Origin of the sequence: Agarivorans sp. 1_MG-2023 (assembly GCF_030548385.1) — a bacterium.
Lineage (GTDB): Bacteria > Pseudomonadota > Gammaproteobacteria > Enterobacterales > Celerinatantimonadaceae > Agarivorans.
In genome coordinates this window covers 59,169-84,561 of the sequence record NZ_JAUOSJ010000017.1, presented here as the reverse complement: position 1 = coordinate 84,561, position 25,393 = coordinate 59,169, and the positions used below count along the sequence as shown (strand labels likewise).

Sequence of the window (25,393 nt, the reverse complement as noted above, 5' to 3'; positions counted from 1 at the left end):
GGTAGACGCGCTAGATTTAGGTTCTAGTATCGCAAGGTGTGAGAGTTCAAGTCTCTCCTTCCGCACCATTCTTCTCTTAAAGAAGAAGCCAAAAAGTAACACCCTGTAGGGATATCGCCAAGCGGTAAGGCAGCGGCTTTTGATGCCGCCATTCGTTGGTTCAAATCCAGCTATCCCTGCCACCATTTATAGCTTGAGTATGTATACTTGAGTTAAGCAATCAGAACTTAGGTTTTAGATTGCCAGTCTAAATTGAAAGATTAAGACATAGAAACACTGTAGCAATACGCGTTTCGAACAGTTTCTGCAGGGATATCGCCAAGCGGTAAGGCAGCGGCTTTTGATGCCGCCATTCGTTGGTTCAAATCCAGCTATCCCTGCCACTTTTATTGTGCTCAGGTTTATAATTTGAGAACGCAGTAACTGAAGGGCAATTGTCCTGGTAAGAGAATAAGTACTATGTCGTAGACTAGCATTTATACCCTGCCAAAATATTTGTAGCTTCACTTAAGTGAAAATACAGATGGCTATGTAGCTCAGCTGGTTAGAGCACAGCACTCATAATGCTGGGGTCGCAGGTTCAAGTCCCGCCATAGCCACCATTAGTTTTAGAAGTATTTCGTGCGGAAGTGGCGGAATTGGTAGACGCGCTAGATTTAGGTTCTAGTATCGCAAGGTGTGAGAGTTCAAGTCTCTCCTTCCGCACCATTCTTCTCTAATGAAGAATCCAGTTCAAAGAGTTTTGTAGGGATATCGCCAAGCGGTAAGGCAGCGGCTTTTGATGCCGCCATTCGTTGGTTCAAATCCAGCTATCCCTGCCACCTTAAAAGGCCTGCTTTTTAGCAGGCCTTTTTTCTTTCTAAATTCAGTATTAGTAGCCACACACTTCTATAACCGTTTTCTTAAGCCTTTCTTCAGAAACAAAAAAGCCCGCATGACGCAGGCTTTGTATTCCGATTGATACCTTTACCCAATATCCCCTAACGCATATTTCAGGGTCCAGTTTTTTATGGGCCCGCTATGCTGCATACCTTTAATCGCTAACTTGCGTAGCTGTTGCAACGGCGATAGGGAATTAGAAAACATTAGGTAGAATACATCCATGCTGGTTTGCATGCTTAAGTTATCTGGCTTGCGGCGTACTTCAAAACGGCGTAGCGCTTTATCTAGCTCCTCTAAACCACCGTGTTCTACTTGCTCAAGTAAGCACTTCACGTCTCGATAACCCAAGTTTACACCCTGCCCTGCCAATGGGTTAATGGTGTGCGCCGCATCGCCAATCACTACTGCGCGGTGTTTTACATATTGGCTAATGTGGCGACGAGTTAGTGGGAAGCTGGCGCTATCTAAAATATCGAAGTCTCCCGGTAGAGCAGGAAACTCTGCTTCAATACGGTGTTTAAGCTGGGCGTTGCTTAACTGCTTTAAACCGCGAATAGTGTCTTTGCTGTCGTACCAAATTAGCGCAGCGTGCTGCTCGGCTAAAGGTAACAAGGCGCGCGGACCACTAGGGTAAAATTGCTGCCAAGTAGCCGTTTGCTGGGGGGCATCCAGTTTAATATTTATAGCAAAACAGTCGTGCCGATAATCCCAAGCGCTAATGCCTAAACCAAGTTGTTGGCGCATATTTGAGTTAGCACCATCGGCTACCACCATCAATTTAGCAAACACTTCAGTTTCATCGATTTTTAGGCTGACACCTTCAGCGGTATTAGTTTGAAGCTGAGTATTTTGAACTATTCTACGGGTAACACCTGCTTGTTCATTCGCCTGCCACAGTCCAAGTTGAATAATTCGATTCTCAACCATAAACCCTAATTCGGGTAAGTCTAGCTGCGCGCAATCAAATATCAGTTTGTCTTGTGGGTCTTCCCACACTTGCAGCTGCTGGTAGGGGCACAATCGCATTGCACTAATGGCTGACCATGCGTCGAGTTGCTTCAGCAAATTTACACTGGCTTGGCTAATGGCACTTACCCGTAAATCTATAGCTTGGCTGGTTTCAAAGGCTTTAGGCTGGTAAGACTCTAGCATCAGCACCGACAAACCTTGCTGAGCAAAGCCCTGCGCGCTAGCGGCACCGATCATGCCACCGCCAACCACCACAACATCAAAATTTTCCATGGTATTTCAATTCATTCTCACTATTTATTGCAGTGTAACCCGAAGCCGTAAAAGGTTGCGAATCTTGCTGATGATAATGTGGAGTCGCTTGCTGGCTTTGCGCAGCGGCCATTTTTTAATCTTTTTCTGGCAAAGCGCCGATTGTTACTAGTAAGGCTCAACATAAACCAGTAAAATACGCGTCCTTTTTTAGCGATGTAATGATGAGTAAAACGATGGGAAATAAGCTGCATATCAAAACTTGGGGCTGCCAAATGAACGAGTACGATTCGTCGAAGATGGCCGACCTACTCGATGCGACCCATGGTTTTCAGTTAACTGAAGAAGCCTCCGAAGCAGATGTTGTATTGCTAAATACCTGCTCTATACGTGAGAAAGCTCAGGAAAAAGTTTTTCATCAACTTGGTCGCTGGAAAACCCTAAAACAAAAGAACCCTAACTTGGTAATTGGTGTTGGCGGCTGTGTTGCTTCGCAAGAAGGTAAAGCCATTCGCGAACGCGCACCATACGTAGATATTGTATTTGGCCCGCAAACCCTGCACCGCTTGCCAGAAATGATCAAGCAAGTAAAAGGCGGCGAGAAATCAGTCGTTGATGTGAGCTTTCCAGAAATTGAAAAATTTGACCGCTTACCTGAGCCACGTGCCGAAGGCGCCAGTGCTTTTGTGTCAATCATGGAAGGTTGTAGTAAATATTGTACTTTCTGTGTGGTGCCTTATACCCGTGGTGAAGAAGTTAGCCGACCACTGGATGACGTACTTTACGAAATTGCTTCACTCGCCGAGCAAGGCGTACGCGAAGTCAATCTGTTAGGGCAAAACGTAAATGCCTACCGAGGGTTACAACACGACGACAGTATTTGTAGTTTTGCTGAGCTACTGCGTTATGTCGCCAGTATTAACGGCATCGACCGCTTACGCTTTACCACGAGTCACCCTATCGAATTTACCGATGACATCGTTGAAGTTTATGCGGATACGCCTGAGCTAGTGAGCTTTTTACACTTACCCGTACAAAGTGGCGCTGACCGTATTCTTAACTTAATGAAGCGTGGCCACACCGCCATTGAGTACAAATCAATTATTCGTAAGCTTCGTAAAGCGCGCCCTGATATTGAAATTAGCTCTGACTTCATCGTAGGTTACCCTGGCGAAAGTACTGAAGATTTTGCTGACACCATGAAGCTAATCGAGCAAGTAAACTTTGATATGAGCTACAGCTTTGTATACAGCGCTCGCCCTGGTACGCCAGCAGCCGACTTGCCTGACGACGTCACTGAAGAAGAAAAGAAACAGCGTCTTTACATATTGCAAGAACGCATCAACCAACAAGCCATGCAAGTGAGCCGTCGCATGCTCGATACCGAGCAGCGTATTTTGGTTGAAGGCCCTTCAAAGAAAAACCCAATGGAACTACGCGGCCGAACTGAAAACAACCGGGTAGTGAACTTTGAAGGCAGCCATGACGTAATAGGTCAGTTCGTGGATGTAAAAATTGTTGATGTATTCGCCCACTCATTGCGTGGCGAGTTGCTAAGAACAGAGCAACAAATGCAGTTGCGTAATGACGTTGCGCCTGCCACTATTATCGACAAAACCGATGGGCAAGCTAACCACTTAGGCGTGGCCAGCTTTACGCCTTAGTCGCAGATACGCTTTTAAGGAGTTGCGGCTGGCTTTAAATAGCCAGCCCATAAAACAATTTGAGTAATAAAATCAATTCTATTGAGATCTACTTAGAGCCAGCCTCTAGCCCTCGCCTCGCGCAACTTTGCGGTCCACTTGATGATAATTTGAAACAACTAGAGCGCCGTTTAGGTGTAGAAATTAGTTATCGAAACAATAATTTTCAAATTACTGGTCGCCACGGCATGTGTTTGATTGCGGGCACTATTTTGCGCGCCTTATACATAGAAACCGCCCCGCTTAAAGGCGGCGATATCCCTGAGTTAAGCCCTGAGCAAGTGCATTTGGCAATTCAAGAAAGCCATGTGCTTGATCAAGATGATGAAACCACTCAGCATTACGGCAAAGAACTCAATATAAAAACCAAACGCGGAGTAATTAAACCGCGTACTTCTAACCAAGCCGCCTATATTGGCAACATGCTAGGTCACGATGTTACCTTTGGTATTGGCCCTGCTGGTACAGGTAAAACTTACTTAGCTGTAGCTTGCGCAGTAGACGCATTAGAGCGCCAAGAAGTACGCCGTATTTTGCTCACTCGCCCTGCGGTAGAAGCCGGTGAAAAGCTGGGTTTCTTACCGGGTGATTTAAGCCAAAAAGTAGACCCTTACTTACGCCCTCTATACGACGCACTATTCGAAATGCTTGGTTTTGAAAAAGTAGAACGGTTGATTGAGCGTAACGTTATTGAAGTTGCACCTTTAGCTTACATGCGCGGCCGTACCTTAAATGATGCCTTTATTATTTTAGATGAAAGCCAAAACACCACCGTAGAACAAATGAAAATGTTCTTAACCCGTATTGGTTTTAACTCACGTGCGGTGATTACTGGTGACATCACTCAGGTTGATTTACCTCGCCACCAAAAATCGGGCCTACGCCACGCCATTGAAGTACTAGGTGAAGTACCCGCGCTTAGCTTTAATTTCTTCCAAGCTGCAGATGTAGTGCGCCATCCTATTGTGGCCGCCATTGTTGAAGCCTACGAAGAACAAGATGAACGCGACCGTATTGCTGAAGAAAAACAAAAGCAGCGCCGCGAAGCCGCCCAAAAGCTAAACCAGCGAGACGATGACTAAACATGCCTTACGTTGACCTGCAAATTGCCACCGGCGATGAAGAGAACCTGCCAACCATTACCGCTTTTGAAGCGTGGTTGCACGCAACCTTGGTAGAACATGATCAAGATACTGAATTAACCATTCGTATAGTTGACGAAGCCGAAAGCCAAGCGTTAAATTCGCAGTACCGTAATAAAGATAAACCAACTAACGTGTTATCTTTTCCTTTTCAAGCTCCTCCCGGCGTAGAGCTGCCTTTGCTAGGTGACTTAGTTATCTGTCGCCAAGTAGTAGAACGCGAAGCCGCAGAGCAACAAAAAGCAGTGTTTGACCACTGGGCGCACATGGTTGTACATGGCAGCCTTCATCTGCTAGGTTATGATCATATCGACGATCAAGAAGCAGAAGAAATGGAAGCACTAGAAATAGCAGTGCTCACCAAATTGGGTATTAGTAACCCTTACTAATATTCGTTATAACAAACTAGGTAAAACGAAAGAATATGAGCGACGACAACCCTCACTCGAGCAGCGGTTCCACTAAAAAAGGTTGGATAGAGAGAATTATTCAACTGGTGCAAGGGGAACCGAAAAGCAAAGAGGAATTGGTAGAAGTTATTCAAGATGCCAATCAACGAGAACTGATCGACCAAAACACCCGAGAAATGATTGAAGGTGTACTTGATGTATCAAGCCAACGCGTTCGTGACATCATGATCCCCCGCTCGCAAATGGTGACCTTAGATGTCAATCAAACCATTGCCGAAAGTTTACCTACGCTTACCGAAGCGCGTCACTCACGCTTTCCGGTGATCAACGAAGATAAAGACCATATCGAAGGCGTATTACTTGCTAAAGACTTGCTCAAGTTTGCCTTTACCGAAGAAGCCTCAACCACTCCCCTGAGTGAAGTGATTCGCCCTGCTGTCGTTGTTCCCGAGAGTAAACGCATCGACAAACTGTTGAAAGAGTTTCGCAGCGAGCGCTACCACATGGCCATTGTGGTGGATGAGTTTGGTGGCGTATCTGGCTTAGTAACCATTGAAGATATTCTAGAGTTAATTGTTGGCGACATTGAAGATGAGTTTGCCAACGAAGAAGACTTACAAGACGATATTCGCCGCATCAATGACAAAACCTTTGCGGTTAATGCCCTTACCGACATTGAAGATTTTAACCAATACTTCGGCTGTGAGTTTAGCGATGAAGAAGTGGACACTGTGGGTGGTTTAGTCACTCATGCCTTTGGCCACTTACCAGGGCGCGGCGAAAAAATTGAAATTGAAGGTTATCACTTTAAAGTTCGCACAGCTGACCGCCGCCGCGTGGTTCAACTTCAAGTGAGCATTCCAGAAGAGAAAGCCTTGCAGCTGAGTATTCAAGAATAACATGCCTGTTTTAACACCGCGGCTGCGCCTGTTAGCCGCTTTGCTTAGTGGCTTAATTGCCCCCTTCGCCTTTGCTCCCTATGGCCTCTGGCCATTAATGCCGCTTTCACTACTGTTTTTGCTGCTGCTGTTAAAACCTGAGCAATCGGGTTTTAAATTAGGCTTGTGTTATGGCTTAGGCTGGTTTGGTTACGGTATCCACTGGGTACATGTGAGCATGGCTGAGTTTGGTGGAATGCCCCTATTAGTCAGCCTAGCACTGATGGTATTGCTGGTAGGATATCTTTCGCTTTACCCCGCGCTGGCTTGCTGGTTAGCCAATAAGTGGCAAGGCAAACGCTCGGCAATGTTCTACCTACTATGGTTTCCCGCCTGCTGGTTATTAAGCGAATGGTTGCGTAGTTGGGTACTCACCGGATTTCCTTGGCTTCAACCTGGTTATAGTCAAATTGATTCGCCACTATCCACCATTGCACCAGTATTTGGATTGTATGGTGTCACTTGGTTGGTGCTGCTACTGGCTGCCGGTGGCGTACTGATTATCCGTCAATCAGGTAAAACTCGCTGGCTAGCCAGTGCCGTTATAGTGACACCGCTATTAATTGGTTTGATCTTCAAAGGCCATAGCTGGACAACCGCTCAACAGCCGCTCACTGTAGCCTTAGTGCAAGGTAACGTACCACTAGATATAAAATGGTTACCTCAAAATCGCGCTGCTAGCTTGCTTATGTATCAACAAGAAACGCTAGCCATTGAAAATGCCGATGTGATTGTTTGGCCTGAGTCAGCAATTGCCGCACTAGAATATGAGGTCATTGATTTTCTGCATGAACTGGATGGCCAACTACTGAATAAACAACAAGCGCTGATTACCGGCGTTATTGCTCATAATTTACAAACCAATGCCTATTACAACGCCTTGGTCACCTTGGGTCAGCAATCTGAAGAAGCTGGTGCAAGCTCAGCGTATTATTACGAAAACCCAAATCGCTACTACAAAAACCACCTATTACCAATTGGTGAATTTGTGCCTTTTGAAGACTTGTTGCGCCCACTCGCGCCCTTCTTTAATTTGCCCATGTCCTCGTTCAATCGTGGTGATACACAGCAAACCAATTTAGAAGTAAAAGGACATCAGTGGCTAGCCGCTATCTGTTATGAAATAGCTTTTGGCGAACTGTTACGCCCGCAATTTAGCGAGCAAACCGATGCCATTGTAACGGTGAGTAATGATGCTTGGTTTGGCACCTCGATTGGCCCTAAACAGCATTTAGAGATAGCGCAAATGCGCGCCTTAGAGTTTGGTCGCCCAGTAGTTCGCTCAACCAATACTGGTGTTACTGCTATCATTGATAGATTTGGCAAGGTGCAGCAACGCGCGCCAGAGTATAAGCAACTCACACTGAGTGGCGAAGTTACGCCAGCCACCGGTATCACGCCATATCAACGCTTTGGCTTGTGGCCAATAAGCTTGGTGGTATTGCTTGGCTTAGCCAGTGGTTTAGTGCCAAGGCTAAGACAGCGTTTACTTAAACCAGCAGCAGACAAATTAGCGTAGAGCGACACAATTACATGTAGCGTTTGCCTATTATCTTTAGTTTGCTCACGACCCAAAGTTATGGCGTGAGCAAACTAGGCCGATTGCTCACTAATCGGGTGGCGATAAAAACGCTTCCCTTGGCAATGCTCACATCGACTAATAACGGTTGGGTGCCACAGCGGCACCTTATCGCCACATTCGGCGCATTCAATCACCCCTAAACCAATCAGCTCTCCACTGTGATAAATACCTTGATGCTGTAAATCGCCAATCAGCTCATGCCACTCAACTTGGCTTTGGTCGCTCATTTTCGCTAACCAATACCAAATACTTTCTTTAAGCAGCGCCATGCCGGGGCTTTCATCGTAAGCACGGCGATAGTCGTTACGCCAATCGCTTAAATCACGGCGAACATAATTAGCAATTAGTTGCCATTCGTCTTGACTTAAATCGCTGGCTGCTTGTAGGTATTCTTGGGTGGTATCAATCAGCTTAGACAGCTCTTCTTGACCCACTTCCCCGCTCTCTTGGATGCGTTTTTCTAAGTCTTCAACAAACTCTTGATAGGCTTTAACTCGCTTTGGCATAAATCACCCACTGTCTAAAGTGCATCATCATTATTAAGCATAGACCTTTTGTTTCACTGCAAATGTGCGCTAGCTATTGTTGTCGGCAGGCGGACTCGGTATCCTATGCGGATCGAGTACAGTAGCCGAGTGCTACTCAGTCCAAATTTTTGGTTATTTCTGGAAGATTCCTTAGATGCAAGAGCAATACAGTCCACGTGATATAGAAACCAAAGTGCAACAGCACTGGGAAAAAGCGCAAACCTTTAAAGTTGTAGAGCAACCAGGCAAAGAAAAGTTTTACTGCCTGTCAATGTTCCCTTACCCAAGTGGCCGTTTGCACATGGGTCACGTGCGCAATTACACCATTGGTGACGTAGTCTCTCGCTACCAACGCATGCAGGGTAAAAATGTTATGCAACCAATGGGTTGGGACGCATTTGGTCTTCCAGCAGAAAACGCCGCCATTAATAACAATACCGCGCCTGCTAAATGGACCTACGAAAACATCGAATACATGAAAACTCAGCTTAAGCAGTTGGGTTTTGGTTACGACTGGGATCGTGAACTTGCTACGTGTAAACCAGATTACTACCGTTGGGAACAGTGGTTCTTCACTAAGCTTTATGAAAAAGGCTTAGTTTACAAAAAAATGGCCACGGTAAACTGGGATCCAGTAGACCAAACAGTATTGGCTAACGAGCAAGTGATTGACGGCCGAGGCTGGCGCTCAGGTGCCTTAGTTGAACAAAAAGAAATTCCTCAGTGGTTTATTAAAATCACCGATTATGCCCAAGAGTTACTTGACGATTTAGACCAGTTAGACGACTGGCCAGAGCAAGTTAAAACCATGCAGCGCAACTGGATTGGTCGCTCTGAAGGCGTAGAAATGCAGTTTGGTTTAGAGAACAGCGAGCAGCTTGTTCCGGTTTACACCACCCGCCCAGACACCGTAATGGGAGTAACCTACGTTGGTGTTGCTGCCCAGCATCCACTCGCCTTAGAAGCCGCTAAAACAAACCCTGAGTTAGCCGCGTTCATCGAAGAATGTAAAAACAACAAAGTAGCCGAAGCCGATATGGCGACCATGGAGAAGAAAGGCATGGCCACCGGGCTAAATGCTGTTCATCCTCTTACTGGTAAGCTGGTTCCTATTTGGGTAGCTAACTTTGTATTAATGGGTTACGGCTCTGGCGCTGTAATGGCCGTACCGGCTCACGATCAGCGTGACTTTGAATTTGCTCATGCTTACGGTTTAGACATTGTTGGTGTTATTAAACCAAGCGATAGCGAGTTAGATTTAACTGAAGCGGCCTACACCGAGAAAGGCGTATTGTTTAACTCAGGGGAGTTTGATGGTTTAGAGTTTAGTGCAGCTTTTGATGCAGTGGCCGCTAAGCTTGAGTCTATGGGTAAAGGTAGCAAACAGGTTAACTTCCGCCTGCGCGATTGGGGGGTCAGCCGCCAGCGTTACTGGGGTACGCCAATCCCAATGCTAAACCTTGCTAACGGCGACGTAGTGCCGGTACCTGAAGACCAATTACCGGTGGTATTACCAGAAGACGTAGTGATGAATGGCGTGACTTCGCCAATCAAAGCTGACCCTGAGTGGGCAAAAACTGAATTTGAAGGCCAAGAAGCTTTCCACGAAACCGATACTTTCGATACGTTCATGGAATCTAGCTGGTACTACGCCCGTTACTGTAGCGCCAACAACGAAGACATGATGCTTGACCCAGAACAAGCAAACTACTGGCTACCTGTCGATCAATACATCGGCGGTATTGAGCATGCAATTTTACACCTATTGTATGCGCGCTTCTTCCACAAGTTATTACGTGATAGCGGCTTGGTTGACTCTGACGAACCCTTCAAACGCTTGCTGACTCAAGGCATGGTATTGGCAGATGCCTTTTACTATGAAGATGAGAAAGGTGGAAAAGTGTGGGTATCGCCAGTAGATGCGGTAACCGAGAAAGACGAAAAAGGCCGTATTACCAGCGCTAAAACCGCCGAAGGCAAAGCCTTGATTTACGCTGGCATGAGCAAAATGTCGAAGTCGAAAAACAACGGCATTGACCCACAAGTAATGGTAGATAAGTACGGTGCTGATACCGTTCGCTTATTCATGATGTTTGCCGCACCAGCTGAACAAACACTAGAATGGCAAGACAGCGCTGTAGAAGGCTCATTACGTTTCTTACGTCGCGTATGGAAACTGGCTTACGACCATATCAATGCCGGTGAAGCGAGTGCCGTAGACGTCGCTAGCCTCAACTCTGCTCAAAAAGACCTGCGCCGTGATGTACACAAAACCATTGCCAAGGTGAGTGATGATGTTGGCCGTCGTCAAACCTTCAATACTGCTATTGCAGCAATTATGGAGTTGATGAACAAGCTGACTAAAGCTGACCAAACCGATGCCAATAATCGCGCGGTAACACGTGAAGCGATTAACGCAGTGGTATTAATGCTGTCGCCAATTACACCGCACATTTGTGACCAACTGTGGACACTACTAGGCAATGCTGGTGACATTGATACCGCACACTGGCCAGAAGCCGATGCCAAAGCCATGGTTGAAGACAGCAAGCTTATCGTTGTTCAAGTAAATGGTAAATTGCGCGCTAAATTAACAGTGGCAGCCGACGCTGACCAAGACACCGTTCAAGCATTAGCCATGGGCGATGAAAACGTCAGTAAGTTTGTGGATGGGAAAACCGTTCGCAAAGTAATTTATGTTGCCGGCAAGTTGCTAAACATTGTAGCCAACTAAACCTTACGGCGGGCTACTAACCCGCCGTTTTTTATTGCGAGATAGCATGACTTTAAAAACTTTTAGTTACGGCTTTTTAATATTGAGCATCAGTTTATTAAGTGCTTGTGGCTTTGCTCCACGCGGCAGTTATTTACTCGATGATAAACTCACCCAAATTTATGTGTCTTCCAGCGATGAATTTAGCCCATTGGTTCGTGAGGTAAAACGCCAGCTCACTCAAAACAATGTAGCAGTATTTGAGTTTCCACAAGGCGACATCCCCACCCTGCACTTAAGTGGCGAAAATATTAGCAAACGTACACTTTCACTCTTTGAAAATGGCCAAGTAGCTGAATACGAACTGAGCTATCAAGTGGGTGGCTACCTACAAATTGCTGAGGAAGGTAACTATCCAATTAGCGTACAGCTGCACCGAGACTTCCAAGATAACCCGCTAGCCGCCTTAGCTAAACAACGCGAGCGAGAGTTACTGTACGATGAATTGCGCACAATGGCCGCCGACCAAATCATGCGTCAACTTGCCACGGTAAGTTGGTAAATGAAAGTTTATGCCGACCGTCTGTCACAACAAAATGCAGCTAAATTTAGCTGCTATTTGGTGGCGGGAGAAGAGCCTTTAATCAAAATCGAAAGTATTGATAGCATTCGCCAGCAACTGCAACAGCAGGGTTTAGCCGAAGAACGCTTAAAATTTACTTTAGATGCAGAGTTTCAATGGTCGAGCATATTTGACGCCATGTCGGAGCTATCGCTATTCAGCCAATATCGACTGATTGAGCTGCAATTAGATCGCGTGCCAGACAAAGCCATTCAAAATCAACTGGATGAGCTATTACCGCTGATCAATCCAGAAACACGCTTGTTATTAAGTGTGCCTAAAGTAACCAAAGCCAACGAAAAGCAAAACTGGTACAAATTTATTGACCAGCAAGGTTTGGTTGTGATGATTTACCCACCTGAGGGTGGGCAGCTACAAGCTTGGGTTAGACAACGATTAGCTCAGCAGCAACTTCCAACAAATAACGACTTAATCGCGTTATTGGTGCACTACTATGAAGGAAACCTGTTAGCGCTTAGCCAAGCAATTAACAACATTGCCTTGCGCTGGGGGCAACAACTACCTCCCTTAAAAGAAATTGAAGCGGGCTTGTCTCATGCCAACCACTTTTCCAGCTTTCAATTAGTTGATGCTTTGCTCGCTGCTGACTTTCAACGCAGCCTGTTAATTATCAAACAGCTACAGCTAGAAGGCGAAGAACCGACCCTGATTAACTGGGGTTTAGACAAAGAATTTAAGTTACTGCAACTGCTTCAAGAACAGCCCACTAGCCATCATTCAAGTTTGTTTAAGCAACATGGTGTGTGGAACAAACGCCAGGGCTTAATAAGCAGCGCGGCAAAACGTTATAGCGCTAAGCAAATTAATCAAGCGCGCTTGCAAGTTGCAGCTATTGACCAAGCCATTAAACAATTTGCAGGTGACTTAGCTTGGCATCAATTAGAACGCTTAGTATTCGAGCTTGCTTCGCCATCTCATGAGCACGCTTAAGCTTTTTTTTGGTGGATCATTTGACCCCATTCATCTGGGTCATATTCGTAGTGCAGAGCTATTACTAGCAGCCACTCAAGCACAAGATATTACTTTGCTCCCCAATGCGCTATCGCCGCTAAAAGCCAAACAATTTAGTTCGCCTTTGCATCGCAAGCAGCTGTTAGCAGCCTCGCTTGAAGCCTATCCTCAACTAAACCTAGATTGGCGAGAGGTAGAACGAGGAGGGGCCTCTTATACTAGCGATACCTTGGCCGAGCTTGCCGAAGAGTTCCCCAATAATCATATCGCCTTTGTGATGGGTTTAGACTCTTTTAATCACTTAGATAAATGGCGAGATTGGCAAAACCTCACCAAACATACCCATATCATTGTCATTGCTCGGCCCGGTTACCAGCTGGATATATCTTCGCAACTTAGCGCTTGGTTAGCACCAAAGCGATGTGAAAACATTGAGACATTACATCAACAGCAAGCGGGTCACGTGTATTTTTGCGAATTACAACCAATGGCAATATCTTCTAGCCAAATTCGCTTACAACTCGCCCAAAAAGCTGAGCTTGAATCATTGAAAAATCAACTGCCTAAATCTGCCGTAAATTATATTATCCAACATAAGCTTTACGGTGCTTAACCTAGCCTGACAGAGCGTGATATACTTATCTTTTAGTCCAAAATTGGGGTTCTTTTGTTGCAAAACCAACAACTGATTGATTTTGTTGTAGACAAAATCGAAGATATGAAAGGTCGAGATGTTCAAAATCTAGACGTAAGCCAATTCTCTAACGTAACCGATACAATGATTATTTGTAGCGGTAATTCAAAACGCCACGTTAAATCTATCGCCGACAACGTCATCAGAGAAGCCAAGCTATCTGAATTAGAAGTGATTGGCATTGAAGGCGTTGATGACTCTGAATGGGTATTGGTTGATCTAGGCGATGTGGTCTTGCATGTAATGCAAGACAGCGCGCGTGACTTCTACCAATTAGAAAAGCTATGGGCTCCAGCTGTTTCTGAGTCTAAAGCCGGATGAAAATCCAGTTAGTGGCGGTAGGTACTAAGATGCCTGCCTGGGTTGAGACTGCCTATCAAGAATATGCACGTCGCTTCCCAAAGGATATGCCGCTAGAGTTAATCGAGGTAAAAGCCGGAAATCGCGGTAAAAATGCCGATATAAAGCGCATACTCGATAAAGAAGGTGAAGCTACCTTAGCGGTCATTCCTAAAGGTAACCGAGTGGTGACCTTAGAAGTCACCGGTAAAGCTTGGACAACGCCACAGCTTGCTAAGCAATTAGACGCATGGAAAATGGACGGCCGCGACGTAAGTTTACTGATTGGCGGGCCAGAAGGCCTTGCCCCTAGTTGCACCGCTATTGCTGAGCAACGCTGGTCTTTGTCAGCCTTAACACTGCCTCATCCCATGGTACGAGTGATAGTAGCCGAAACGCTATATCGCGCTTGGAGCGTAACAGCCAATCACCCCTACCATAGAGAATAATCACTAAGATATGGCAAGACAACGCGTCGCAATGCGGGACCACTCGGCGGAATCACGGTTATTTAACCGCCGCTCACTCGTCTCGATTATTGGTACTTTTGCCTTAATCTGTGTATTACTTGGTAATCTTCATTACCTCCAGTTTGAGCAACACGACACCTACACCACCCGCTCAAATGATAATCGCATTAAAGTACTGCCATTGGCGCCACCTCGTGGGCTGGTGTTTGATCGCAACGGTGCGCTACTGGCCGAGAATCGCCCTAACTTTAGCTTAGAAATCATCCCCGAAAACGTCGACAACTTGGATCAGATGATCCTTGAGTTATCCGAATTACTGGAACTGAGCGAAAACGATATTGAACGCTTTGAGCAAAACCGTAAACATACTCGTCGCTTTAAACCGGTAGTGCTTAAATCGCAACTTAGCCACGAACAAGTGGCAATGTTTAGCGTGCAGCAACACAAGTTTCATGGGGCAAGTATTGATGCGAGTTTAATTCGCTTCTATCCCTACGGCGATAGCCTTACTCACCTACTCGGTTACGTTGCTCGAATTAATGCGAAAGACTTAGAGCGCCTCGAGAAAGAAAACAAACTGGCTGAGTACGATGCGACTCGCACCATTGGCAAGCAAGGCATTGAGCGTTACTACGAAGAAATTCTGCATGGCAGCGTTGGTTACCAAGAAGTAGAAGTAAATAACCGTGGTCGTATTATTCGCACCATGAAAATCGTGCCGCCAATTCCCGGCAAAGACCTTTACCTCAACGTAGATATTCGCCTGCAATTAGAAGCCCAACGTTTGTTGGCTGGTCGCCGTGGTTCTGCTGTATTATTAGACGCTAAAACCAGCGGTGTATTAGCAATGGTGTCTAGCCCGAGCTACGACCCTAATCTATTCGTAAATGGCATCAGTAGTAAGAACTACAATAAGCTACTCAACTCTACCGACCGCCCTCTGATCAACCGCGCAACAAAAGGGGTTTACCCGCCAGCTTCAACCGTAAAACCGCAGCTAGCGGTAATGGGCCTAGAACTGGGTAAAATTAGCGTAGAGCAACGTATTTGGGATCCAGGCTGGTTCCAAATTCCTAATACCAAGCGCCGTTTTCGTGATTGGAAGCGTTGGGGGCATGGTTGGGTAGACGTATATAAAGCCATTGAACAAAGTGTTGATACCTACTTCTACAAATTGGCTTACGAAACCGGCATTAATGAAATGCATGCTTATATGAGCAAGTTTGGTTTTGGTAAATATACCGGTGTTGATATTCACGAAGAAAGTCGTGCGAATATGCCTAGCCGCGAGTGGAAACGTGCCCGTTATCGCCAACCTTGGTGGCAAGGTGACACGATTTCGGTAGGCATTGGCCAAGGTTACTGGACAACCACTCCTTTACAGCTCGCCCAAGCAACCAACATCTTGGTTAACAAAGGCAAAATTATTACCCCGCGAATACTTAAAAGCGTGGGAGATGCCAACTCACACATTGGCTTGCCGCCACAGGTACAAGCACCAATCGCACTAAACAGCGAGAAGAATTGGCAAGTAGCCTTAGATGGCATGTATGGGGTTATCAACAAAAGCAACGGCACAGCGCGTAAAGCGTTTAAAGACACAAGCTACGTAGCCGCTGGTAAGTCGGGCACCGCGCAAATTGTTAGCATCGCCGATGATGCGGAATATGATGCAGAAAGCCTAAAAGAAAAACACCGAGATAACGCCATGTTTGTTGCCTACGCCCCTTTTGAAAAACCCGAGATTGTGGCCTCTGTGGTAGTAGAGAACGCCGGTGGAGGCAGTTCAAATGCAGCGCCAGTTATCCGTGAGTTATTCGATAGTTATTTTGACGCTAAGGATCAATTGTAAGCATGGGCAACTACAGCCAAGAGCAAAAAAACTCTTTATGGTGGAGGCTGCACCTTGATTGGCCACTACTACTAGGCTTAGTGACCTTAATTGGTTTAGGTCTGTTTGTTTTATACAGTGCCAGCGGCGAAAGCAGTGCCATGCTAAACCGCCAATTCGTGCGCATTTCTTTAGCCCTTGTAGTGATGTTTGTACTGGCACAAATTCCCCCCGATGTTTATATGCGATGGGCGCCGCTATTCTTTTTTAGTGGCCTGCTTATGCTTATTGCGGTTTTAGTAGTGGGTGATGTAGGTAAAGGAGCACAGCGCTGGTTAGATTTAGGCGTGATACGTTTTCAGCCTTCCGAAATCATGAAGTTAGCGGTCCCTCTAATGGTGGCCCGATATATCAGCCAACACCCTCTTCCGCCAAGTTTTAAACACTTATGTGTTGGTGCAGCCATCGCCATTGGCCCTACGTTATTAATTGCTAAACAACCTGATTTGGGCACCTCTTTATTGGTAGCCGCATCGGGTATTTTTGCTTTATTCCTAGCAGGTATGAGCTGGCGTTTAGTGGCGGCTGCAGGCGGTTTAGTGGCGGCCTTCATCCCTCTATTATGGTTCTTTTTGATGCGTGACTATCAGCGTCAGCGAGTACTAACTTTACTGAATCCTGAGAGCGACCCGCTAGGTGCGGGTTACCACATTATTCAGTCTAAAATTGCCATTGGCTCGGGTGGTTTTACCGGTAAAGGTTGGCTGCAAGGCACCCAATCACAGCTAGATTTTTTACCAGAGCGACATACAGATTTCATCTTTGCGGTGTTTGCCGAAGAGTTTGGTTTTATTGGTGTGGTGTTATTAATGTGTTTGTACTTTTACATTATTGGCCGCGGCTTGTTTATAGCTACTCAAGCACAAACCGCTTTTGGCCGCTTACTGGCAGGCTGTATTATCCTCACCTTTTTCGTTTATATATTTGTAAACATTGGAATGGTAAGTGGTTTATTGCCAGTCGTTGGGGTTCCTTTACCTTTAGTGAGTTACGGTGGCACTTCGATAGTGACACTGATGGCAGGATTTGGCATTCTGATGTCTGTCCACACCCACAAACGGCTTTATGCCCAATAAGGATTGTTATGCGCTTATGTTGTTGCTTAGTACTTGCCTTGTCTCAACTTTGGTCGAGCACCGCTCTCGCCAATAACGAACAACAGCAACGTATTGAAGCATTAAGCCAAGAACTCAATATTCCGCTCGCCAGTTTAGAGCAAGCGGCAGAACAAGCCACATATCAGCAAGCAGTGATTGATGCGATTACTCGTCCTTGGGAAGCCAGACCTTGGCATTTGTATCGCGATCTATTTCTCACTGAAGAACGCTTAGAAGCCGGCCTTGCCTTTTGGCAAGAGCACCAAGCCACCATTGAACGTGCTGAAAAAGAGTTTAATGTCCCGGCCCAAATTATCGTGGCGATAATTGGCGTAGAGACCTACTACGGCCGCCATAAAGGCACTTACCCAGTGATTGACGCTCTATATACTTTAGGCTTTCACTACCCTAAACGCGGCCAGTTTTTCAGTAAAGAGTTCGCCTACTTTATTCGCTTAGCAGAACAGCAAGGCTGGCAACTAAATGAAGTAAAAGGCTCTTATGCAGGCGCAATGGGCTTTGGCCAGTTTATTCCATCAAGCTACATTCATTACGGTGTCGATTTTGACCAAGATGGTGAAATTGATATGCTAAATAACCCTGTTGATGCCATTGGCAGCGTAGCAAATTACTTTAGCGAACACCGTTGGAAACTGGGTGAACCAGTGGTGCATTCTGCGCAATCTACTGCCACTCAAGCGAAGCCTTGGTTAAGCAGTGACTTAAAGATAAAAGATAGCTGGCAACAACTTGAACAAAGCGGCATTACCAGCACTACAAAGCTTGCTGCTGAAACCCCAGTCAAACTGCTAGAGCTGGAAGAAGCCAACGGACATAGCTATTGGCTTGCCGAGCACAACTTTTATGTAATTACTCGCTATAACCGCAGCCCACTGTATGCAATGGCGGTTTATCAATTCAGCGAACAGTTAAGAGAAGCCAAGGCAAAGCTAAATGCAAAATAGGCGTTTATCAAGTGTGCTGTCACTAAGCCCTTATATGGCCAGTGTAATGCTGGCCTTAGCGCTTAGCGCATGTAGTTCTTCGCCCAGTAGCAACCAGCGCTATGGGATGAGCAACGACCAAGCGCCAGATTCTGCGCCTGAATTAGCACATTTAGAAGATCCAATCCCTCGCTTTGAGGCATACAGCCGCCAAGGGAATCGAGATTACACGGTGCGTGGTAAAAGCTACAAAGTATGGCGTGAAATTGAAGAACACGAAATTGAAGGTGAAGCCTCTTGGTACGGTAAAAAATTCCATGGCCATCTCACTTCCAATGGCGAGATTTATGACATGTACAGCATGTCGGCGGCCCATAAAAATCTACCGCTACCGAGCTATGTTGAAGTGACAAACTTGGCTAATAACAAAACCGTTATTGTGCGAGTGAACGACCGCGGCCCCTTCCACCAAAAACGCATTATCGATTTATCCTACGCAGCAGCCTATAAGCTAGATATGCTCAAATCTGGCACTGCTAAGGTTAAAATAAAGCTACTACGCTTCGACAACAATAAAGAACTAGATGCCGCTTCTGGTGATGGTAAGCAGTATTACGTGCAACTGCTGGCCAGCAAAAATCAGCAAGTTATTAAACAACACCAAAACCAACTAGAAGCCGATGGGCTGCCCACCCAACTCATTGATGAAAACGGTTGGACAAAGCTTCGTTTAGGGCCTTATTACGATGTACTTAGCGCCGAAAAGTACTTAGCTAATATGAAAAAAGGCCACTATAAAGATGCCTATATTATTAATCTAAAAGCAAACTAGCGGATTTACAGCAGGATACTAACAAACACCGCCTAAGTTTTGCTATAGTGTTTGCCGTCCGTGTTTTATTGACTAACAAGCCAAAGAGCCAACCATGATTAAAAATGTATTTCAGCGTGTTAGCTGCGCCTCAGCGCTTCTGATTGCAAGCAGTGTGAGCGTGGCCTTCGCGGCTCCACAAGTCATTCCCAACGCCCCTATTATTTCAGCCAAAGCCTACTACCTAGTCGATTTCGATTCAGGCCGAGTACTGGCTTCAGAAAACGAAGAAGATAGCCTAGCGCCTGCCAGCTTAACCAAAATAATGACCAGCTACATTATTGGTAAAGAGATCAAGTCAGGCAAACTTAACCCGAACGATATGGTAACTATTAGTGAAAAGGCGTGGTCGAAAAACTTCCCCGACTCTTCAAAAATGTTCATTGAAGTGGGTAAGCAAGTTCAGGTCGCCGATCTTAACCGTGGCATCATTATCCAATCTGGTAACGATGCCTGTGTAGCCATGGCCGAGCACATTGCCGGTAGTGAAGACTCATTCGCCAGCTTAATGAACTCGTGGGCTGACCACCTAGGCATGGTGAATACCCACTTCGCCAACAGCCACGGCTTAGATAGCACCGAGCAATACACTACCGCGAAAGATATGGCCGTATTAGCCACTGCTATGATTCGAGATGTGCCAGACGAGTACGCCATCTACAAAGAAAAAGCGTTCACCTTTAATGGCATTACTCAGCATAACCGCAATACCCTACTTTGGGATAAAAGCCTAAATGTAGACGGCATGAAAACCGGCCACACCAGCAAAGCGGGATACAGCCTAGTATCGTCAGCTACCGATAATGACATGCGTTTAGTGGCCGTTGTAATGGGAACCAACTCATCAAAAGCACGCGCAGCAGAAAGTAAAAAACTGCTTAACTGGGGCTTCAGATTCTTTGAAACCGTTAAACCTTATCAAGCAGGCGATAGCTTTGTAGAGCAAACCGTATGGATGGCTGAGCAAGACTCTGTGTCACTCGGCGTTAATCAAAACATCGCGTTAACTTTGCCACGTGGTCAAGCGGCACAACTAAAAGCCAGCTTTGAGCTAAAAGAAGAGCTAAAAGCCCCACTGAGTAAAGGCCAAACGGTTGGTTCTGTTTACTTCCAAGTGGGTGATGAAGACGTGGCAGAATACCCGCTAGTGGTTCTTCAAGATGTAGAACAAGGCGGCATTTTCAAACGTTTACTCGACTACATAAAACTGTTCTTTGCTTCATTGTTTAGCTAAACCCAATAGCCCCCTGCATACTCGCTAAAGCGATATGCGGAATTCTTAGGCAAAGATCACAAAAACGCGTTAGAATAACGCGTTTTTTATTTTTAGCTCGACTCAACGTCGCTGCTTAAATCAGTTTTCTTAGGTCAGATATGCAAACCAAATTCGATGAGTATTTAGAATTCCCGTGTGATTTTACTTTCAAAATCATGGGGGTAAATAACGACACCCTAGAAGATCAAGTACTAAGCGTAATCCAAAGCTTAGCACCTGGTGACTACAGCCCTAAAACGCGCCCAAGCAGTAAAGGTAACTACAAAGCAATTTCTCTCGTCGTAAAAGTGACGAGCAAAGAGCATATTGAAAACCTCTACACGCAAATTGGTGCTATTGAAGACGTACGCCACGTACTGTAATGTCTGACCAAAACACCCTAGTAGTTCGCCATTTAGGCTTACAAGAATACAATCAAGTCTTTCAAGCAATGCGTGACTTTACTGATCAACGCGGTGCCGAACAGGCTGATGAGTTGTGGCTGGTTGAACACCAAGCGGTGTTTACCCAAGGCCAAGCGGGTAAACCAGAACACCTGTTAGCCAGCAGCGATATTCCGATTGTTCAAGCCGACCGAGGTGGGCAAGTAACCTATCACGGTCCTGGCCAATTAGTGGCTTATCCACTGCTGAACATTCGTCGTCGCAAACTAGGTGTGCGTGATTTAGTCACCATTATTGAACAGAGCATTATTGAAACACTGAGCGCTTACCAGATTGAAGCCTATGCCAAAAAAGATGCACCCGGCGTTTATGTAGACCACAAGAAAATTGCTTCTTTAGGCTTACGTATTCGCAAAGGCTGCTCTTTTCATGGATTAGCATTAAACGTAGACATGGACCTAAGTCCGTTTTTGCTAATAAACCCATGCGGCTACGCCGGCCTAGAAATGGCTCAAGTCAGTGACTTTAACAAGACCCTCACCGTTGAGCAGCTTGCCACAACCCTTACCCAAGTATTGGTTTCGCAACTGGCTTACAACAATACAGAACAGCAACAAGGACTGCCCACACTATGAGTGCAAAAAAAGCGCGTATGGAGCCCGGAGTAAAACTTCGAGATGCCGACAAAATGGCATTTATTCCAGTGAAGGTAATACCCTCTGAAAAGGAAACCATGTTACGCAAGCCAGAATGGATGCGTATCAAACTTCCATCAGACAGCACCCGTATTAACGAAATTAAAAGTGCAATGCGTAAGCATAACTTGCATTCGGTGTGTGAAGAGGCTTCTTGTCCTAACTTGGCAGAGTGTTTTAACCACGGCACCGCTACCTTTATGATTATGGGCGACATATGTACGCGCCGCTGCCCGTTCTGTGATGTTGGCCACGGCAAACCGCTTGCCTTAGATGCCGACGAACCAACCAAGCTGGCTGCTACCATCGCGGATATGAAACTGAAATATGTGGTGATAACCTCAGTTGACCGGGATGATTTACGCGACGGCGGTGCTGCCCACTTTGCAGAGTGTGTAAGCGAAATTCGCAAGCATAGCCCGCATATTCAAATTGAAACCCTAGTGCCAGACTTTAAAGGTCGTATGGATCGCGCATTAGAAATTCTTGATAAAACTCCACCAGATGTTTTCAATCACAATCTAGAAACCGCACCTGGTTTATACAAGCAAGTACGCCCAGGTTCAGATTACCAATGGTCACTCACCTTGCTACAACGCTTTAAAGAGCTACACCCAGAGGTACCGACTAAATCGGGCTTAATGATGGGTTTAGGCGAAACCAACGAAGAGATTTTGCAAGTGATGCAAGACTTACGCGACCACGGCGTAACCATGCTAACACTAGGCCAGTACCTGCAACCTAGTCGCCACCATTTGCCTGTTGAGCGCTATGTACCACCAGCAGAGTTTGAAGAGCTAAAAGCTAAGGCAGAAGCCATGGGCTTTACGCATGCTGCTTGTGGCCCATTGGTACGTTCAAGCTATCATGCTGACTTACAAGCCAAAGGCGAAGAAGTTAAGTAAGCACCACTAAATTAAAGATAAAAAAAGAGAGCCTCAAGGCTCTCTTTTTAATTTATAAGCGACTAATTTGGCGAGGCTGTTAAACCACCGCCGCCAGGGCCACCACCGTTACCTGGTAGGCTAGGCACAAAATCGGGTAAACCAGCGCTAGCCAATAAATCAGCAGTGCTAATTGGAGTACCCGCATTGATCGCCGCAAACAAATCACTTGGAGACGGCAACGTAGCTGCCGCTGGCGCATCAACCGCCATGGCATAGCCGCTTGAAAACAACAAAGCCGCTGTCAAAGTCCGTTTCAAATAAACCATAATTGGCTCCTTCAGTTACAACATCGAATAAAACATAAAATACATATAAAAACACCTACTGACAAGATTAATTAAATGACCATTTAATGACCTTGCCAATCGTTATATGTTTATTTAGCAAAAAAAGTATTGCGTGTTTTTCTTCCAAAAATAGCCAGTAAACCAAACAACGCTAAGGCGTAGCTCGCAGGCTCAGGAACAGAAAACTGCTGCCCGCCTACTACCGCGCCCTCAACGGCTGCAACTACTGTCCATTCACCACTAGTCACTAGACCAGCATCAAACAAAGAGGTATCACTCCATACCGACAGTACATCAAAATCTGCTTGCCAATCTTCAATTTGAAGCCACGTGTAAGGGTTGTAGTTTTGCCACACTAAATCGCCGCCATTAAACCAGTAAAACTCTAGGTCCAATAGTCCGTTTAAGTAGCCACCTGTTCCTTCATCTTGCGTTTGATCCAACATATCAAGGTCTAACATGAATGCGGCACGAATATCACTGCCTACATCAAATACTGTTTGAGCCATTGGAACACCGATAACTGAAGCTGGGTCACTAAAAGGTGTTGGAAAATCACCTAAATAAGTTGCCACTCCCGGTGCTTGTGCTGGATTTTCACTGGTTAACATCACTGTTGCATTTGCATTTATAGACACGGCCATCAAGAGTGTCGTTAGGGTTGAAAGTAGTGCTTTCATCGCTCAAGTCCTTTGCTGTTGAAAAAAAGTCTTCCTTTTATGCACCTCAACTATCGCAAGTACTAAGCCAGTTCTAAAAAAAACCTGAAAACCCATCTAAGATATTGTTTTATATCGTTAATTAACTATTCACTCAAAAACAGACAGTGATCCACATCACATCTAATGTAAGTTTAACCGACACAATGCTTATAACTAAATCTTCAATAAAATTAGGGGATTATATGACAATTAATCATTATGACTAAGCAGATCGGCTATAGATGCTCACTACTGATAATTTTAAAAATTCGGAATGATTGAAAATATGAAGCAAGAAGCACTGGCTTCTATACGATAAAATTTAAAATGCAGAACAATCCATCGCTTTATTAAAAACCTACAAAATCACTACTTTTACACTATTTTTTTATGAAAAGTTCATGACGCAAACTGAATGGCTAAAAACTCCATTTATTGCTTAAATTACTACAAAAGAACAACTGTAAAGAAACCCGACACTTTACTAAGGTAGGTTTATACAGACCTTTATTTGTAAATAGCGAACAAGAAAAAACGTAAATCGTGTTATGAGAAGCCACGCAAACAATCCAGATTTCACAGGATTTTACGCAAATTCACAGTATGAGCAATATCACAGTTACTCTAGTCTGGAGTAGAAATACGAGTTAGTTCCATTCCCAAATAGACCCGTAGAAAACCAATAACCTGAGTAAAAAGGTAGCGAACGTTATTATGACAATGAATATTTCGAGTACTCAAAGCAATGCTTTAATCAAGCTTGTAAAAACGGTGGCGTTTTGCGCTTTACCGCTAGGCCTAGCCTCTTGCGCTGCGCCAGTAGAGAAGTCGTCAACACCAGCACAGAGCACAGCTGTAGCGAATGTAGCAAACACCGCGCCTGGTGCATTTTACAGCGGTGAATACCGCAATGCATTTGTCGAGTTAGGTATTGCTAGCCCAGAACAAGTGAGCAAAAAAGTTAACGATACTTACCAACAGCTCTTTTATTCAGACTCTCGTAGCGAAAGCGGTGAAGCAGTCTTCTTCCCTGTTGGCGACGACATGGGCTTTATTAAAGACATTGGTAGTAACGATATTCGCTCTGAAGGTATGTCTTACGGCATGATGATCGCCGTGCAAATGGACGACCAAGAAATGTTTAACAAGCTATGGAAGTTTTCTAAAACTTACATGCAGCATAAAGACGGTTGGTACCAAGATTACTTTGCATGGCACCTTAATGCGACAGCGCCATTTGGTCACAAATCAGAAAACCCAGCACCAGATGGTGAGCTTTACTTTGCCATGGCCTTATTCTTTGCAGAAAACCGCTGGGGTGCAGGTGAAGGGATCAATCAATACAAACACGAAGCTAACGTGATTTTACAAGCGATGGTAAACAAACAAGAAACCGACTCGCAAGTAACAATGTTCAGCCGCGATGAAAAACAAATTTTGTTTGTGACTGAGAAAGGCCTAGGTGTTTACACAGACCCTTCTTACCACGTAGCCGCGTTTTACGAACTATTAGCTCGCTGGGCAGATGAAGATAATCAACTGTGGGCAGACGCTGCGCAAGTAAGTCGTGATTACTTATACAACGCTGCACACCCTGAAACAGGTTTGTACTCAGAGTACGCAGCCTTTAACGGTACTCCGCAAGAAACGTCATTTAACGACATTAGCCATAAATCAGGTTACGACGCATTTCGCGTGATTGGTAACATTGCCATGGACCACCATTGGTTTAACGCAGACCCAAGACAGCAAGAACTCGCTGACCGCATGATTGGTTTCTACGCAGATGAATACAAGCGTAAAGGACAAAACTACGCAGTCCATGAAATGGATGGTCGTATTGTTTCTGAATGGGGCAGCTCTGGCCAAAATGCCATGAACGGCACCGCTGCTATGATTACTAACAGCCAAGAAGCAAAAGAGTTTACCGAACGTTTATGGAAGCAAGCCACGCCAACCGGTAAATGGCGCTACTACGACGGCTTATTACATATGTTCTCGGTGCTACAAATGGCAGGTGAGTACCAAATTTACGGCCCAACTGACGCAACTCAATAAATTGCATTAAGTAGGCCTAATAAAAGAG

At 45.4% G+C, this 25,393-nt stretch carries 24 protein-coding genes and 5 tRNA genes; 25 read left to right on the top strand and 4 right to left on the bottom strand.

Translation table 11 applies throughout. The annotated features are described in order from the left end of the window. Positions 1–107: 107 nt before the first annotated feature. The 5 genes from Q4592_RS19965 to Q4592_RS19945 all read left to right on the top strand — a co-directional run bounded on the left by Q4592_RS19965 (position 108) and on the right by Q4592_RS19945 (position 821). Positions 108–182 (top strand) — tRNA-Gln (locus tag Q4592_RS19965). Between the two features lie 126 nt (positions 183–308). Further along, positions 309–383, top strand: a tRNA-Gln gene (locus Q4592_RS19960). Between the two features lie 142 nt (positions 384–525). Then, a tRNA-Met gene (locus tag Q4592_RS19955) sits at positions 526–602 on the top strand. A gap of 21 nt (positions 603–623) precedes the next feature. Continuing rightward, positions 624–708 (top strand) — tRNA-Leu (locus Q4592_RS19950). A gap of 38 nt (positions 709–746) precedes the next feature. Beyond that, a tRNA-Gln gene (locus Q4592_RS19945) sits at positions 747–821 on the top strand. Between the two features lie 145 nt (positions 822–966). Here the strand turns inward: Q4592_RS19945 and Q4592_RS19940 are convergent. Continuing rightward, positions 967–2,124 (bottom strand): FAD-dependent monooxygenase, encoded by a 1,158-nt coding sequence (locus tag Q4592_RS19940; protein WP_303516435.1) that lies wholly within the window; start codon positions 2,122–2,124, stop codon positions 967–969. A gap of 215 nt (positions 2,125–2,339) precedes the next feature. On the opposite strand from Q4592_RS19940, the gene miaB reads away from it, so the two are divergent. From miaB to lnt, 5 genes are read left to right on the top strand one after another with little or no spacing between them, the layout of a single operon-like run. Beyond that, positions 2,340–3,767 (top strand): tRNA (N6-isopentenyl adenosine(37)-C2)-methylthiotransferase MiaB, encoded by a 1,428-nt coding sequence (gene miaB / locus Q4592_RS19935; RefSeq protein ID WP_137671530.1) that lies wholly within the window; start codon positions 2,340–2,342, stop codon positions 3,765–3,767. A 59-nt stretch (positions 3,768–3,826) separates the two neighbouring features. Beyond that, positions 3,827–4,888: a PhoH family protein gene (locus Q4592_RS19930; protein WP_137671531.1), complete on the top strand. Its 1,062-nt coding sequence runs from the start codon at positions 3,827–3,829 to the stop codon at positions 4,886–4,888. A 2-nt stretch (positions 4,889–4,890) separates the two neighbouring features. Further along, the gene (gene ybeY, locus Q4592_RS19925; RefSeq protein ID WP_137671532.1) at positions 4,891–5,337 is read left to right on the top strand and encodes an rRNA maturation RNase YbeY; all 447 of its coding nucleotides are present in this window, start codon (positions 4,891–4,893) and stop codon (positions 5,335–5,337) included. Positions 5,338–5,372: 35 nt separating this feature from the next. Then, on the top strand, positions 5,373–6,257 hold the full coding sequence (gene corC, locus Q4592_RS19920; protein ID WP_137671533.1) for a CNNM family magnesium/cobalt transport protein CorC: 885 nt from the start codon (positions 5,373–5,375) through the stop codon (positions 6,255–6,257). A 1-nt stretch (position 6,258) separates the two neighbouring features. After that, entirely contained in the window at positions 6,259–7,815 is a 1,557-nt protein-coding gene (lnt, locus tag Q4592_RS19915; RefSeq protein WP_303516434.1) for an apolipoprotein N-acyltransferase, read from the top strand. A gap of 74 nt (positions 7,816–7,889) precedes the next feature. Here the strand turns inward: lnt and Q4592_RS19910 are convergent, their stop codons facing one another. Continuing rightward, entirely contained in the window at positions 7,890–8,384 is a 495-nt protein-coding gene (locus Q4592_RS19910) for a hypothetical protein (protein WP_137671535.1), read from the bottom strand. Between the two features lie 175 nt (positions 8,385–8,559). Here Q4592_RS19910 and leuS point away from each other — a divergent pair, with 175 nt between their 5' ends. The 14 genes from leuS (at position 8,560) to lipA (ending at position 22,277) form a co-directional block, all read left to right on the top strand. Further along, positions 8,560–11,139, top strand: coding sequence for a leucine--tRNA ligase (gene leuS / locus Q4592_RS19905; protein ID WP_303516433.1), 2,580 nt, complete (start codon positions 8,560–8,562; stop codon positions 11,137–11,139). Positions 11,140–11,185: 46 nt separating this feature from the next. Then, positions 11,186–11,680 carry an LPS assembly lipoprotein LptE gene (gene lptE, locus Q4592_RS19900; protein WP_303516432.1) on the top strand — a complete coding sequence of 165 codons (495 nt, stop codon included), beginning with the start codon at positions 11,186–11,188 and terminating at the stop codon, positions 11,678–11,680. Next, the gene (holA, locus tag Q4592_RS19895) at positions 11,681–12,691 is read left to right on the top strand and encodes a DNA polymerase III subunit delta (RefSeq protein ID WP_303516431.1); all 1,011 of its coding nucleotides are present in this window, start codon (positions 11,681–11,683) and stop codon (positions 12,689–12,691) included. Then, positions 12,678–13,325: a nicotinate-nucleotide adenylyltransferase gene (gene nadD, locus Q4592_RS19890; protein WP_303516430.1), complete on the top strand. Its 648-nt coding sequence runs from the start codon at positions 12,678–12,680 to the stop codon at positions 13,323–13,325. Before holA ends, nadD begins: the two co-directional genes overlap by 14 nt. A gap of 57 nt (positions 13,326–13,382) precedes the next feature. Further along, entirely contained in the window at positions 13,383–13,727 is a 345-nt protein-coding gene (gene rsfS, locus Q4592_RS19885; protein ID WP_303516429.1) for a ribosome silencing factor, read from the top strand. Next, positions 13,724–14,194, top strand: coding sequence for a 23S rRNA (pseudouridine(1915)-N(3))-methyltransferase RlmH (rlmH, locus tag Q4592_RS19880; protein WP_303516428.1), 471 nt, complete (start codon positions 13,724–13,726; stop codon positions 14,192–14,194). The genes rsfS and rlmH overlap by 4 nt, the downstream gene beginning before the upstream one ends. A 10-nt stretch (positions 14,195–14,204) precedes the next feature. Beyond that, positions 14,205–16,067: a penicillin-binding protein 2 gene (gene mrdA / locus Q4592_RS19875; RefSeq protein WP_303516427.1), complete on the top strand. Its 1,863-nt coding sequence runs from the start codon at positions 14,205–14,207 to the stop codon at positions 16,065–16,067. Positions 16,068–16,069: 2 nt separating this feature from the next. Then, entirely contained in the window at positions 16,070–17,182 is a 1,113-nt protein-coding gene (rodA, locus tag Q4592_RS19870) for a rod shape-determining protein RodA (protein ID WP_303516426.1), read from the top strand. 8 nt (positions 17,183–17,190) lie between these two features. Continuing rightward, positions 17,191–18,168, top strand: a complete 978-nt coding sequence (gene mltB / locus Q4592_RS19865; RefSeq protein ID WP_303516425.1) for a lytic murein transglycosylase B — start codon at positions 17,191–17,193, stop codon at positions 18,166–18,168. Then, complete coding sequence (locus tag Q4592_RS19860; protein WP_303516424.1) at positions 18,158–18,979, top strand: septal ring lytic transglycosylase RlpA family protein; 822 nt, start codon at positions 18,158–18,160, stop codon at positions 18,977–18,979. Before mltB ends, Q4592_RS19860 begins: the two co-directional genes overlap by 11 nt. A 94-nt stretch (positions 18,980–19,073) precedes the next feature. Then, a complete protein-coding gene (locus Q4592_RS19855) occupies positions 19,074–20,252 on the top strand; it encodes a serine hydrolase (protein ID WP_303516422.1) in 1,179 nt (392 codons plus the stop codon). Between the two features lie 140 nt (positions 20,253–20,392). Continuing rightward, a complete protein-coding gene (gene ybeD, locus Q4592_RS19850; protein ID WP_137671546.1) occupies positions 20,393–20,656 on the top strand; it encodes a DUF493 family protein YbeD in 264 nt (87 codons plus the stop codon). Next, positions 20,656–21,312 (top strand): lipoyl(octanoyl) transferase LipB, encoded by a 657-nt coding sequence (lipB, locus tag Q4592_RS19845; protein ID WP_303516419.1) that lies wholly within the window; start codon positions 20,656–20,658, stop codon positions 21,310–21,312. The genes ybeD and lipB overlap by 1 nt, the downstream gene beginning before the upstream one ends. After that, on the top strand, positions 21,309–22,277 hold the full coding sequence (gene lipA / locus Q4592_RS19840; RefSeq protein ID WP_368411621.1) for a lipoyl synthase: 969 nt from the start codon (positions 21,309–21,311) through the stop codon (positions 22,275–22,277). The genes lipB and lipA overlap by 4 nt, the downstream gene beginning before the upstream one ends. Positions 22,278–22,339: 62 nt before the next feature. Here lipA and Q4592_RS19835 read toward each other — a convergent pair whose 3' ends face one another. After that, positions 22,340–22,585: a hypothetical protein gene (locus tag Q4592_RS19835; RefSeq protein WP_137671548.1), complete on the bottom strand. Its 246-nt coding sequence runs from the start codon at positions 22,583–22,585 to the stop codon at positions 22,340–22,342. Positions 22,586–22,695: 110 nt separating this feature from the next. Beyond that, on the bottom strand, positions 22,696–23,286 hold the full coding sequence (locus Q4592_RS19830) for a PEP-CTERM sorting domain-containing protein (RefSeq protein WP_137671549.1): 591 nt from the start codon (positions 23,284–23,286) through the stop codon (positions 22,696–22,698). 735 nt (positions 23,287–24,021) lie between these two features. Between Q4592_RS19830 and Q4592_RS19825 the strand changes: the two genes are divergently transcribed. Next, entirely contained in the window at positions 24,022–25,365 is a 1,344-nt protein-coding gene (locus tag Q4592_RS19825; protein ID WP_303516416.1) for a glycosyl hydrolase family 8, read from the top strand. Positions 25,366–25,393: the final 28 nt, after the last annotated feature.

Bases quoted from the DNA above. Each gene is read 5' to 3' on its own strand.
- Q4592_RS19940 (WP_303516435.1), bottom strand. From the start codon at position 2,124: ATGGAAAATTTTGATGTTGTGGTGGTTGGCGGTGGCATGATCGGTGCC.
- miaB (WP_137671530.1), top strand. From the start codon at position 2,340: ATGGGAAATAAGCTGCATATCAAAACTTGGGGCTGCCAAATGAACGAG.
- ybeY (WP_137671532.1), top strand. From the start codon at position 4,891: ATGCCTTACGTTGACCTGCAAATTGCCACCGGCGATGAAGAGAACCTG.
- corC (WP_137671533.1), top strand. From the start codon at position 5,373: ATGAGCGACGACAACCCTCACTCGAGCAGCGGTTCCACTAAAAAAGGT.
- lnt (WP_303516434.1), top strand. From the start codon at position 6,259: ATGCCTGTTTTAACACCGCGGCTGCGCCTGTTAGCCGCTTTGCTTAGT.
- Q4592_RS19910 (WP_137671535.1), bottom strand. From the start codon at position 8,384: ATGCCAAAGCGAGTTAAAGCCTATCAAGAGTTTGTTGAAGACTTAGAA.
- leuS (WP_303516433.1), top strand. From the start codon at position 8,560: ATGCAAGAGCAATACAGTCCACGTGATATAGAAACCAAAGTGCAACAG.
- lptE (WP_303516432.1), top strand. From the start codon at position 11,186: ATGACTTTAAAAACTTTTAGTTACGGCTTTTTAATATTGAGCATCAGT.
- holA (WP_303516431.1), top strand. From the start codon at position 11,681: ATGAAAGTTTATGCCGACCGTCTGTCACAACAAAATGCAGCTAAATTT.
- nadD (WP_303516430.1), top strand. From the start codon at position 12,678: ATGAGCACGCTTAAGCTTTTTTTTGGTGGATCATTTGACCCCATTCAT.
- rlmH (WP_303516428.1), top strand. From the start codon at position 13,724: ATGAAAATCCAGTTAGTGGCGGTAGGTACTAAGATGCCTGCCTGGGTT.
- mrdA (WP_303516427.1), top strand. From the start codon at position 14,205: ATGGCAAGACAACGCGTCGCAATGCGGGACCACTCGGCGGAATCACGG.
- rodA (WP_303516426.1), top strand. From the start codon at position 16,070: ATGGGCAACTACAGCCAAGAGCAAAAAAACTCTTTATGGTGGAGGCTG.
- mltB (WP_303516425.1), top strand. From the start codon at position 17,191: ATGCGCTTATGTTGTTGCTTAGTACTTGCCTTGTCTCAACTTTGGTCG.
- Q4592_RS19860 (WP_303516424.1), top strand. From the start codon at position 18,158: ATGCAAAATAGGCGTTTATCAAGTGTGCTGTCACTAAGCCCTTATATG.
- Q4592_RS19855 (WP_303516422.1), top strand. From the start codon at position 19,074: ATGATTAAAAATGTATTTCAGCGTGTTAGCTGCGCCTCAGCGCTTCTG.
- ybeD (WP_137671546.1), top strand. From the start codon at position 20,393: ATGCAAACCAAATTCGATGAGTATTTAGAATTCCCGTGTGATTTTACT.
- lipB (WP_303516419.1), top strand. From the start codon at position 20,656: ATGTCTGACCAAAACACCCTAGTAGTTCGCCATTTAGGCTTACAAGAA.
- lipA (WP_368411621.1), top strand. From the start codon at position 21,309: ATGAGTGCAAAAAAAGCGCGTATGGAGCCCGGAGTAAAACTTCGAGAT.
- Q4592_RS19835 (WP_137671548.1), bottom strand. From the start codon at position 22,585: ATGGTTTATTTGAAACGGACTTTGACAGCGGCTTTGTTGTTTTCAAGC.
- Q4592_RS19830 (WP_137671549.1), bottom strand. From the start codon at position 23,286: ATGAAAGCACTACTTTCAACCCTAACGACACTCTTGATGGCCGTGTCT.
- Q4592_RS19825 (WP_303516416.1), top strand. From the start codon at position 24,022: ATGACAATGAATATTTCGAGTACTCAAAGCAATGCTTTAATCAAGCTT.